The organism is Bacillus sp. FSL W8-0223 (assembly GCF_038006805.1).
Lineage (GTDB): Bacteria > Bacillota > Bacilli > Bacillales > DSM-4216 > Bacillus_O > Bacillus_O smithii.
This window is the reverse complement of record NZ_JBBOVX010000001.1, coordinates 2,674,849-2,686,167: the sequence shown is the minus strand read 5'-3', so window position 1 is coordinate 2,686,167 and position 11,319 is coordinate 2,674,849. Positions and strand designations below refer to the sequence as shown.

The 11,319-nt window shown below is 41.2% G+C and carries 11 protein-coding genes and 1 riboswitch; of the genes, 10 read left to right on the top strand and 1 reads right to left on the bottom strand.

The features are described from left to right. The first annotated feature begins 222 nt into the window (after positions 1-222). The 9 genes from NST81_RS12995 (at position 223) to NST81_RS12955 (ending at position 9,769) form a co-directional block, all read left to right on the top strand. Positions 223-1,917, top strand: coding sequence for a long-chain-fatty-acid--CoA ligase (locus tag NST81_RS12995; protein WP_048623797.1), 1,695 nt, complete (start codon positions 223-225; stop codon positions 1,915-1,917). A gap of 117 nt (positions 1,918-2,034) precedes the next feature. Next, positions 2,035-2,622, top strand: coding sequence for a TetR/AcrR family transcriptional regulator (locus NST81_RS12990; protein ID WP_328203637.1), 588 nt, complete (start codon positions 2,035-2,037; stop codon positions 2,620-2,622). Between the two features lie 30 nt (positions 2,623-2,652). After that, positions 2,653-3,426 carry an enoyl-CoA hydratase gene (locus tag NST81_RS12985; protein WP_003355580.1) on the top strand — a complete coding sequence of 258 codons (774 nt, stop codon included), beginning with the start codon at positions 2,653-2,655 and terminating at the stop codon, positions 3,424-3,426. A 68-nt stretch (positions 3,427-3,494) separates the two neighbouring features. Next, the gene (locus NST81_RS12980) at positions 3,495-4,268 is read left to right on the top strand and encodes an electron transfer flavoprotein subunit beta/FixA family protein (RefSeq protein WP_048623795.1); all 774 of its coding nucleotides are present in this window, start codon (positions 3,495-3,497) and stop codon (positions 4,266-4,268) included. Positions 4,269-4,300: 32 nt separating this feature from the next. After that, entirely contained in the window at positions 4,301-5,281 is a 981-nt protein-coding gene (locus NST81_RS12975; protein ID WP_048623794.1) for an electron transfer flavoprotein subunit alpha/FixB family protein, read from the top strand. Positions 5,282-5,494: 213 nt separating this feature from the next. Continuing rightward, positions 5,495-5,809 (top strand): thioredoxin, encoded by a 315-nt coding sequence (gene trxA / locus NST81_RS12970; protein WP_003355576.1) that lies wholly within the window; start codon positions 5,495-5,497, stop codon positions 5,807-5,809. Positions 5,810-6,109: 300 nt separating this feature from the next. Continuing rightward, the gene (locus NST81_RS12965) at positions 6,110-6,280 is read left to right on the top strand and encodes a hypothetical protein (protein ID WP_156179253.1); all 171 of its coding nucleotides are present in this window, start codon (positions 6,110-6,112) and stop codon (positions 6,278-6,280) included. 133 nt (positions 6,281-6,413) lie between these two features. Then, positions 6,414-8,183 (top strand): excinuclease ABC subunit UvrC, encoded by a 1,770-nt coding sequence (uvrC, locus tag NST81_RS12960; protein WP_048623793.1) that lies wholly within the window; start codon positions 6,414-6,416, stop codon positions 8,181-8,183. Positions 8,184-8,252: 69 nt separating this feature from the next. Next, positions 8,253-8,432: riboswitch (Lysine riboswitch) on the top strand. Positions 8,433-8,533: 101 nt separating this feature from the next. Further along, positions 8,534-9,769 (top strand): aspartate kinase, encoded by a 1,236-nt coding sequence (locus NST81_RS12955; protein ID WP_048623792.1) that lies wholly within the window; start codon positions 8,534-8,536, stop codon positions 9,767-9,769. Positions 9,770-9,920: 151 nt separating this feature from the next. Here NST81_RS12955 and NST81_RS12950 read toward each other — a convergent pair whose 3' ends face one another. Continuing rightward, complete coding sequence (locus NST81_RS12950) at positions 9,921-10,346, bottom strand: YslB family protein (protein ID WP_003355572.1); 426 nt, start codon at positions 10,344-10,346, stop codon at positions 9,921-9,923. 340 nt (positions 10,347-10,686) lie between these two features. Here NST81_RS12950 and NST81_RS12945 point away from each other — a divergent pair, with 340 nt between their 5' ends. Next, on the top strand, positions 10,687-11,295 hold the full coding sequence (locus NST81_RS12945; protein ID WP_003355571.1) for a succinate dehydrogenase cytochrome b558 subunit: 609 nt from the start codon (positions 10,687-10,689) through the stop codon (positions 11,293-11,295). Positions 11,296-11,319: the final 24 nt, after the last annotated feature.

Here is an 11,319-nt window from a genome sequence, read left to right as displayed (position 1 = left end):
ATGAAACAATGGAAAAATTGGCCAAAGTGCTGCTTGTTTGCTGCGGAGCATTTTTTATTCTTGGAATCATATATTTAGTCTTTTTTGCTTAAAAAGGTCGAACCTCTTTCGATTTTGGAGGGAGGTTCGATCTTTTTTCTTTGATTGTAAATAGGATAAATATATTGTATAATTCGTATATAATATTTTAAATTTTCCAAAAAATATCGAAGGGGGAGTTCGATGACGGATAAACCATGGCTTAAACATTATCCGGAGGAAATTCCTGCTACACTTTCATATGAGCCTATTCCGATTCAATCCTATTTAACTCGAGCAGCCGAAGAATATGCCGAGAACACGGCCATCCAGTTTATGGGGAAGAAAATGACCTTTCTAGAAGTGTATGAATCTGCTTTAAAGTTAGCGGGATATTTGCGCAAAATTGGCGTGCAAAAAGGAGACAGAGTGGCGATCATGCTTCCTAATTGTCCCCAAAGCGTGATCGGATACTTCGGTGTACTATACGCTGGTGGCGTCGTCGTACAGACAAATCCGCTCTATATGGAAAGAGAATTGGCATACCAAATGGAGGATTCAGGTGCAAAAGTGATTTTTACGCTGGATGTTCTTTACCCTCGAGTGGCGAAGATCATGGACAAGACGGACATTGAACATGTCATTGTCACAGCTATCAAAGATTATTTACCCTTTCCTAAAAATACTATCTATTCTCAAATGCAAAAAAAACAAACAGGAATATTGGTAAAAGTGCATCATAGAGGGAATATTCATTTATTTGATGTGGTTTTGAAAAACGAAACGGCGAATGAAATCGATGAAGATTTCGATTTTGAAGAAGATCTTGCTCTTTTGCAGTACACGGGGGGAACAACGGGATTCCCAAAAGGGGTCATGCTGACTCATAAAAACCTTGTTGCAAACGCTTCCATGATTGACGCTTGGCTGTACAAGTGCCGCAAAGGGGAAGAATCGGTATTGGCGCTGCTCCCATTTTTCCATGTTTATGGAATGACGGCTGTCATGATTTTATCCGTTATGCAAGCTTATAAAATGATTATATTGCCGAAATTTAATGTCAAAACGACACTAAAGACGATTGAAAAAGAACGTCCCACTTTGTTTCCCGGTGCGCCAACGATGTACATTGGTTTGCTCAACCATCCTGATATCAGCAAATATGATCTTTCCTCCATTAAATGCTGTATTAGCGGATCGGCTCCATTGCCGTTAGAAGTCCAGAAAAAATTTGAAGAAGTGACAGGCGGAAAATTAGTGGAAGGTTACGGATTAAGCGAATCTTCTCCTGTTACCCATGCCAATTTACTGTGGGGCAGAAAGGCGGAAGGAAGCATAGGGCTCCCTTGGCCGGATACAGATGCAGCTATTTTATCGCTGGAAACCGGAGATCCGCTTCCCCCTCATGAAATTGGCGAGTTGGCTGTAAAGGGGCCGCAAGTGATGAAAGGGTACTGGAATCGTCCCGAGGAGACAGCGGCCGTTTTGCGAAACGGCTGGCTTTTGACAGGGGATATCGGTTACATGGACGAAGAAGGATTTTTTTACATCGTCGACCGCAAGAAAGATATCATTATTGCAGGAGGCTATAATATTTATCCTCGCGAGGTGGAAGAAGTTCTGTACGAACATGAAGCGGTTCAGGAAGCTGTCGTAGCCGGGGTTCCGGATCCTTACCGTGGGGAAACTGTCAAGGCCTATGTTGTACTGAAAAAAGGCGCGGTTGCAACGGAAAAAGAGTTGGATGCTTTTGTCAGAAAACGTTTGGCAGCCTACAAAGTACCACGAATTTACGAGTTTCGGGAAGAATTGCCGAAAACCGCAATGGGAAAAATATTGCGGCGTGCTCTTACAGAAGAAGAAAAAGAAAATTTAGGCAAAAACGAAAAAGAAAGCTGAATAAGAAAAAATAATGATGAACCTTTCTATTGACAGTATGGGAGAAAAAAGATAAGATTCATTTATGAATGAATGATCATTCATAAATGATGATGTGTAGTTTGAAAGGGGATTGTCTTGAGAAGAAACAAACCGAAATACCATCAAATCATTGACGCGGCCGTGATTACGATTGCCGAAAACGGTTATCATCAAACACAAGTTTCAAAGATCGCCAAGCAGGCGGGAATAGCCGACGGCACCATTTACTTGTATTTTAAAAATAAAGAAGACATTTTAATTTCATTGTTTCAAGAAAAAATGGCGAATTTCATCGAAAAAATTAAAGAAGTCATAGCAGGGAAACAAACGGCTGCAGAGAAAATATTCATGATGATAGAAAATCATTTTCGAATTCTTTCTCAAAACCCGAAATTGGCAGTAGTAACGCAGCTGGAACTAAGGCAGTCCAATCAAGAATTACGCCGACGCATCAATAATGTGTTGAAAGAATATTTAGATTTTATAGAGCAAATTCTTCACGAAGGAGTGGAAAGCGGGGAATTTGCTCCTGATCTTGATACTCGCATAGCTCGTCAAATGCTGTTTGGGACGATCGATGAAATCGCTACAACATGGGTCATGAACAAACAAAAATATGACCTTGTGGCTCTCACACCAACTGTAGCCAAACTGTTATTAAAGGGGTTTTTAGGAGAAAAATGATTTTCCGTTGTATAAGGGGATGGTAAGGAAATGGAATATCTTTCATGGCAACGACAAGGAAATGTGGCGGAAGTGATTTTGGATCGCCCGCCTGCAAACGCTTTAGCGAATGAGGTCATTTCAGAATTGGATTTGCTCTTGGATGAATTGGAGAACGAGCAGAATGTCCGAGTGGTACTTATTTACGGAAAAGGGAGATTTTTTTCCGCGGGAGCGGATATTAAGGAATTTGCAACTGTCAAAGATGGCAAAAAATTTTCTTCTCTCGCTTCTCATGGGCAGCAAGTGTTTAATCGCATTGAACATTTCTCCAAACCTGTAATTGCCGCTATTCATGGAGCGGCATTGGGCGGAGGTTTGGAATTAGCCATGAGCTGCCACATTCGCCTTGTGACGGAAAATAGCAAATTAGGTTTACCGGAGCTTAGCCTTGGGTTAGTCCCTGGTTTTGCCGGCTCCCAGCGACTGCCTCGTTATGTCGGTACCGGAAAGGCAGCCGAGATGCTTTTTACAAGTGAACCGATTTCGGGAAGTGAAGCGGTTCAATGGGGGCTTGCCAACGATGTTTGCAAGGAGGAAGAACTTCTACCGCGGGCACGGGAATTAGCAGCAAAAATTGCGAAGAAGAGTCCGCTTTCACTGAAAGCGGCTATTGAACTATTAAATTATTCCAAGCAAGGCGATTTTCAAAAAGGGATGGAGAAAGAAGCTGAATGGTTCGGCAAAGTTTTTGAATCGAAAGATGGGCAAGAGGGGATAAAAGCTTTTATCGAAAAACGAGCTCCTGTTTTTAAAGGAGAGTAGACATTTTGTCCATTTAATTATCCGAACATTATTAAAAGGATGAATATTATGATATTGGAGGGAGACGAATGAACATCTTTGTGTTGTTAAAAAGAACGTTTGACACGGAAGAAAAAATCACGATTACCAATGGATCCATTGATGAAGAGGGTGCGGAATTCATCATCAATCCATATGATGAATACGCCGTTGAAGAAGCTATTCAAATCCGTGATGCTCACGGCGGAGAAGTGACTGTTGTAACCGTCGGAGGCGAAGAAAGTGAAAAACAACTGCGCACTGCTCTTGCGATGGGAGCTGACAAAGCGGTTTTAATCAATGTTGAAGACGATTTAGAAGACGGGGACCAATTTACAACGGCGAAAATTTTGGCTGAATTTTTAAAAGATAAAGAGGCGGATGTGATTTTAGCGGGGAATGTGGCGATAGACGGCGGCAGCGGGCAAGTGGGGCCGCGTGTAGCAGAACTATTAGGCATTCCATATGTGACAACGATCACTGAGATTGAAATAAAGGGGACGCAAGCAAAATTGATCCGTGATGTGGAAGGGGATTCGGAAGTCATTGAAACTTCCCTGCCGTTGCTCGTAACGGCACAGCAAGGATTAAACGAACCTCGTTATCCGTCGCTTCCCGGAATCATGAAAGCGAAGAAAAAGCCGCTTGATGAATTAGAACTGGATGATTTGGATCTTGAAGAAGAGGATGTTGAACCAAAAACGAAAACGATTGAAGTGTTTCTGCCTCCAAAAAAAGAAACAGGAAAAATATTGGAAGGCGATTTAAGTGATCAAGTAAAAGAGCTGGTTCAATTGCTGCATACGGAAGCAAAAGTAGTGTAATGGAAAGGGAACAAGAAACAGGAGGGTCGAATATGGCACGAAAAGTGTTGGTATTAGGAGAAGTTCGTGAAGGAGCACTCAGAAACATTTCGTTTGAAGCTTTGTCTGCGGGTAAAACAATAGCGGAAGGCGGAGAAGTAGTTGGCGTCATCATAGGTGATTCGATAAAAAACTTAGGGGAACAGCTCATCCATTACGGAGCGGATCGAGTGGTTGTGGTTGAGAATGAACAATTAAAACAATATACACCAGATGGATATGCTCAAGCTTTTTTGGCAGTGGTCGAATCAGAAAAGCCAGATGGCATTGTTTTTGGCCATACGGCACTGGGGAAAGATTTGTCCCCTAAGATCGCCAGCAAACTGAATACAGGGCTGATTTCCGACGCGACGGCGGTCGAAATTGCAGGGGGAAACATCGTCTTTACTCGCCCGATATATTCGGGAAAAGCGTTTGAAAAGAAAATAGTCACGGATGGAATCGTTTTTGCTACAGTCCGCCCGAATAATATTATACCTCTTGAAAAAGATGAATCCCGGACCGGCGAAGTCACATCTGTTCAAGCCGATATTAAAGACATACGCACCGTGGTAAAAGAAGTGGTGCGGAAAGCGAGCGAAGGAGTAGATTTAACGGAAGCTAAAGTGATTGTTTCCGGGGGACGCGGCGTAAAAAGCGCAGAGGGCTTTAAAGTGCTGAAAGAACTGGCGGATGTCCTTGGCGGTGCGGTGGGAGCTTCTCGAGGAGCGTGTGATGCGGGATATTGCGACTACTCTATGCAAATTGGACAAACGGGAAAAGTGGTTACGCCTGATCTTTATATTGCTTGCGGCATATCGGGAGCCATTCAGCATTTGGCCGGGATGTCCAACTCAAAAGTGATTGTAGCCATTAATAAAGATCCGGAAGCAAATATTTTCAGCGTAGCCGACTACGGAATCGTTGGAGACTTGTTTCAAGTAGTGCCGATATTGACAGAAGAATTCAAAAAATTAAAGATAGCTTCTTCGTAATCCAATCAAAAAACGGCCATGGATTTGTCGAGGCCGTTTTTTGATTGGATGTTTGATTAAAAACGTTCGTCCGCTGCTTTTGTAATAGAGATAAAGAATAGAATTCAAGTAGATCGGGGAAAATGCAAATTGCAAACAAAAAATTAGCATTCCAATTTAAAGGATGGTATACTGTCCCTAGTACCTGAAAGGAAATAAGGAGGATTGGTAATAATGGCTATTGTTAAAGCTACTGATCAAACATTTGATTCTGAAACAAGCAGCGGTCTTGTTTTAGCTGATTTTTGGGCTCCGTGGTGCGGACCTTGTAAAATGATTGCTCCAGTTTTGGAAGAAATTGATGCAGAAATGAATGATAAATTAAAGATCGTGAAACTGGACGTGGATGAAAACCAAGAAACGGCCAGAAAATTCGGTGTTATGAGTATCCCGACTTTATTCTTGTTTAAAGATGGAGAAATAGTGGATAAAGTCATCGGATATCAACCGAAAGAAGCGTTAACTGAACTCATTAATAAACACGCTTAATGAATGTTGCCGCACTCATAATTCTTCTCCGTCATTTCGAGGAATGCGGTAAAATCGAAGGTAAGCATCTCAATGTTATTGAGTTGAGGGCTTGCCTTTTTATTTTGGATCAGCATGATTTTGGTTTTTTATGAAATGGAAAAGACTTAACTTTTTTCAATGAAAGGAATATTAACGAGTGTCTCAACAGGACGATGACAACCGTTTTCTTGAAAATGACTGTTTTACTTTTTCCAAATGAAATAGGGTGACCCGTTTCATTTGGAAAGGGTAGCCTTCTTAAAATGAGAAGAATGGCGGGTGAATCGCCGAGTATGCATGCCAAAACAGCCAAAGCAAGAAAAAAGCGGGTGCGTGATTGTTTTCTCCATTCGTTTGCGAGAAGTCTCCCATTTTCACGGTGAAACGAATCAATACAGAAGAAACGAAAATGGTGTCGGCGATCCAATGTATGAACATGAACGTTTTTGAACATGGGAAAACATAAAATGGTTCTTGTATATAGGCAATCGTTCAGCTAAAATATACGAGTCTTTAAAGAAGCTCTCACTACAAACAGATGAAAGTGAGATTGGTTCACCAGGTGGTCCAGGAGGTGGCGATCATGAACGATATAATCAAGCATAAATTAGCTCTTCTTCCCGACCAGCCTGGCTGCTATTTAATGAAAGACCGTCATGGAACGATCATTTACGTCGGAAAAGCAAAAGTGTTGAAAAATCGGGTGCGCTCTTATTTCACCGGGTCTCATGACGGGAAAACCCAGCGGCTGGTCAACGAGATTGAAGACTTTGAATATATTGTAACCTCTTCTAACATTGAAGCGTTAATATTGGAAATGAATTTAATAAAGAAGCATGATCCGAAATATAATGTCATGCTCAAGGATGACAAAAGCTATCCTTATATAAAATTGACGGCGGAACGGCATCCTCGCCTGATTACAACAAGAAAGGTAAAAAAAGATAAAGGCAAATATTTTGGACCATATCCCAATGTGGGAGCGGCGAATGATACGAAAAAGCTGCTCGATAGGCTATACCCTTTGCGAAAATGTTCCACTCTTCCCGATCGAGTCTGCTTATATTATCATTTGGGCCAATGTCTAGCTCCTTGTGTCAATCATGTCCCAGAAGAAACATACAAAAAAATGACGGAGGAAATTACCCGTTTCTTAAATGGCGGCTATCAAGAGATTAAAGATGAATTGATGAAAAAGATGTCTGAAGCGGCGGAAAATCTCGAATTTGAACGAGCAAAAGAATATCGGGATCAAATTGCCCATATCGAGGCGACGATGGAAAAACAAAAAATAACAACAAACGACTTTACGGATCGTGATGTATTCGGTTATGCCGTTGACAAAGGCTGGATGTGTGTTCAAGTCTTTTTCGTCAGACAGGGGAAGCTGATCGAAAGAGATGTTTCGATGTTCCCCATTTACAATGAAGATGAGGAAGAATTTTTAACCTTTCTCGGACAATTTTATTCCAAAGCCCATCATATAAAACCGAAAGAAATTTTGCTGCCTGAAAACGTGGACATCGAGTTGGCGGAACAACTGATTCAAGTCAAAATGATTCAGCCGAAAAAAGGGCAAAAAAAAGAATTAGTTAAGATGGCGGTAAAAAATGCGGCGATCGCTCTTCAAGAAAAATTCTCGCTTATCGAAAGAGACGAAGAAAGAACGATCAAAGCTGTTGAAAAACTAGGGGCAGCGATGGGAATATCCACCCCATTGCGAATTGAAGCATTTGATAATTCGAATATTCAAGGCACGGATCCTGTTTCCGCCATGGTTGTTTTTATCGATGGAAAACCTGAAAAGAAGGAGTATCGCAAATATAAGATTAAATCTGTTCAAGGTCCGGACGATTATGAATCAATGCGAGAAGTGGTTCGAAGACGATATACAAGGGTATTAAAGGAACAATTGCCGCTTCCCGATTTAATTTTGATCGATGGTGGAAAAGGGCAAGTCGAAGCCGCAAAAGATGTATTGGAAAATGAACTCAATTTGTCGATACCGGTTGCAGGGCTTGCTAAAGATGAAAAGCACCGCACATCAGAGTTATTATTTGGCGATCCTCTGCAGATTGTCCCATTAGAGCGGAACAGTCAAGAGTTTTATTTGCTGCAAAGAATTCAGGATGAAGTGCATCGTTTTGCCATTACCTTTCATCGGCAGCTGAGGGGAAAAACAGCTTTTCGATCCGCACTTGATGATATTGAGGGAGTCGGACCGAAAAGGAAAAAACTTCTGCTAAAACATTTCGGATCATTAAAAAGAATGAAAGAAGCAGAATTAGAAGAGTTTACGAAAATCGGTATTCCCGAAAAGATCGCCCGCAACATTAAGAAAAAGTTGAAATAGCGCGTTGTCATAAAAATCCCATTATGCTATAATATCCTAAAATTAAATAAAATCACTTTCATACGTAAAAGTGATGATAGAGGCGCGGAGTTCAAGAGTACAAGCTTGGAGAAGAATGAGCTTCCATGAAAAGTTTGGAAAGGGGACGGCCGCCGAAGCAGTGAAAGGCTCATTCCTTTTTCTGCTGGTTCTGTGTTTAAGAAATGCAGAACTGTCAAGATGGTATCGTCTTGGAGAGCTATCTCACGCTTGATGTATTTTCTTATTACATCTTCACAGGCAATGAGATTTGGTTCTCATTGCCTGTTTGCGTTTTAGAAGTGAATCAATGAAAAGGCAGGGGATCTTTGTTGGGACTCATTGTTCAAAAATTTGGAGGAACATCTGTCGGTGATATAGACAGAATTTTCAATGTGGCCAATCGTGTAATCGAAGAAAAAAAGAGAGGAAATGATGTGGTGGTAGTCGTTTCCGCAATGGGGAAAACGACCGACCAGCTTGTCCAACTCGCTAAGGCCATCGATGATCATCCTCCCAAAAGGGAAATGGATATGTTGCTGTCGACTGGAGAACAGGTGACGATTTCGCTTTTGACAACTGCTTTGATCAAAAAAGGGTTTGAGGCCATTTCATTCACTGGATGGCAAGCCGGCATTCAGACGGAAAAACTTCACGGGAATGCGCGTATACTCAATATTGAAACAAAAAAGCTGACTAGTTTGCTTGAAGAAGGAAAGATAGTGGTCGTAGCCGGTTTTCAAGGCGTCACAGAAGACGGTGAAATTACGACTCTCGGGCGAGGAGGATCGGATACAACGGCGGTGGCGCTGGCGGCGGCGTTGAAAGCGGAACGCTGCGACATTTATACCGATGTGACTGGCGTGTTCACCTCAGATCCAAGATATATCAAAGGGGCGAGAAAACTTTCTTCCATTTCTTATGATGAAATGTTGGAGTTAGCCAATTTAGGAGCAGGTGTTTTGCATCCGCGCGCGGTTGAATTTGCAAAAAATTACAGCATCCCGCTTGTTGTAAGATCGAGCATGGAAAGGGAAAATGGAACGATCATTGAGGAGGAAATATCGATGGAACAGAATTTGGTGGTAAGAGGCGTAGCATTTGAAGATGACATTACGAGAATTACCGTAGAAGGCTTAAAGGATGAAATCAACAGCTTATCCTCCATTTTCGGCGTTCTGGCGGATCATGGCATCAACGTCGATATTATTATTCAAAGCCGCATCCATGATCAAACTGGCAGTGTGTCGTTCTCTATCAAAACGGATGATTTGCATGACACCATCCATGTATTGGAACGAAATAAAGAAAAGCTTGGATTTGATTCTATTACATATGAGGAAGGACTGGCAAAAGTATCTATTGTAGGATCCGGAATGATTTCCAACCCAGGAGTTGCCGCTGAAATGTTTGCCATTTTGGCTGAAAACCATATCTCTGTCAAAATGGTCAGCACTTCGGAGATTAAGGTGTCTACAGTCATAGATCAAAAAGATATGGAAAAAGCCGCTCAAGTCCTTCATGATGGTTTTGGGCTTGCTCAACAAAAAACAAAAGCGACGATCTGATCGTTGTCAAATGATTAAAAGACGGATGTTTTATTGCCCATCCGTCTTTTTGGCTTATGTAGAAAAAAGAAAGAAGCTGGGGAAAGCAGATTCTCGAAACCATAGTTTCTAAGACAACTATTTTAATGCAAATAGACGAGAAAAGATGCCGTTATTCCCATTTCACGAGAAGACGGACTTTTTTGGAACGTTTATGTACCTCTTCTATCGCTTCGGCAGTCACGTTTTTCTGCGTTTGAATTTGTTCCGCTAAAAAACCTGCTTCCAACGAAAAAAATGGTTCAGAATATATGTCAAATTTTCGTAATACAATAGGACCTGATAATTCAAACAGCAACTCTTTTTTTTCTTCTTTTATCACCTGGAGCGTTCCCCAGCAAGCTTCTTCAAAAAAAGAGCAGATTTCATCTATAGATAGAAGAGGAAATTTTCTTGCAAGCTGTTTTCCTGCCCAATAGAAAATGTCCGCCGTGTCTTTGCCGAATATTTCCGGTAACAAAATATCCCGGTACAGCTCATAGGCGAACATCGAAACAGATTGCGGCTCTTGTGGAATAATGTCTTTATGATTCTCCATTTGAAATCCCTACTTTCTGTATCCATTATATACAAGACTGATGGAGATGAAAAAACTTTTTTTCATTCCACGATCGATTTTTTATAGGTGTGGAATATTTGTCTCTAAGCTGAAAAATATTTATATTCTGCTAAAATACATTCTGTTGAATTGATCGACTTTTTTTATAATTGGTCATTTTATTAATATAGAAAAATATGTAGACGTTTTCTTGACGCTTTCCAGTGATGGGGTTACAATGAACTTGTCAAATAATTGTTACAAAATGATGGCAGTTGCCAGAAAACATTTCTTTTTGTAGAAATGTTGATTGGCGGCTCATAACCAAGGGGGGTACCGTATGGCAGGAAATCGTGAATTTTTTAATCGAAGGCTTCATTCTTTACTAGGTGTAATTCCGATAGGATTATTCCTGACTGAACACTTGATTGTGAACCATTTTGCCACTAGGGGAGCGGAATCTTTTAACCGTGCGGCGAAGTTTATGGAAAGCTTGCCGTTGCTTTATTTATTGGAGATCGTGTTAATCTTTTTGCCGCTCTTATATCACGCAATTTACGGCTTATATATTGCGTTTACGGCGAAAAATAATTTGGGAAATTTCGGTTATTTCCGAAATTGGATGTTTTTCTTGCAGCGTTTAACAGGAATTTTTACGCTCATCTTTGTTGTATGGCACGTTTGGGAAACACGCGTTCAAGCAGCCATGGGGGAAGAAGTTAACTATGATATGGTAGCTAATATTCTATCAAATCCATATATGCTAGCTTTTTACATAGTAGGGGTTGTATCGGCCATTTTCCATTTTTCGAACGGCTTATGGTCTTTCTGCGTAAGTTGGGGAATCATTGTGACGCCTCGTTCTCAACGCGTTTTCACGTATGTTTCACTGTTGGTATTCGTATTGCTTTCGTATGTCGGCCTTTCTGCTTTGTTCGCTTTTGTATGAGATAGGCAGATGGATGATGTACAT

Coding starts and splice junctions, on each gene's coding strand:
- NST81_RS12950 (WP_003355572.1), bottom strand. CDS start 10,346: ATGGAGAATCATAAAGACATTATTCCACAAGAGCCGCAATCTGTTTCG.
- NST81_RS12980 (WP_048623795.1), top strand. CDS start 3,495: ATGAACATCTTTGTGTTGTTAAAAAGAACGTTTGACACGGAAGAAAAA.
- NST81_RS12945 (WP_003355571.1), top strand. CDS start 10,687: ATGGCAGGAAATCGTGAATTTTTTAATCGAAGGCTTCATTCTTTACTA.
- trxA (WP_003355576.1), top strand. CDS start 5,495: ATGGCTATTGTTAAAGCTACTGATCAAACATTTGATTCTGAAACAAGC.
- NST81_RS12985 (WP_003355580.1), top strand. CDS start 2,653: ATGGAATATCTTTCATGGCAACGACAAGGAAATGTGGCGGAAGTGATT.
- uvrC (WP_048623793.1), top strand. CDS start 6,414: ATGAACGATATAATCAAGCATAAATTAGCTCTTCTTCCCGACCAGCCT.
- NST81_RS12995 (WP_048623797.1), top strand. CDS start 223: ATGACGGATAAACCATGGCTTAAACATTATCCGGAGGAAATTCCTGCT.
- NST81_RS12975 (WP_048623794.1), top strand. CDS start 4,301: ATGGCACGAAAAGTGTTGGTATTAGGAGAAGTTCGTGAAGGAGCACTC.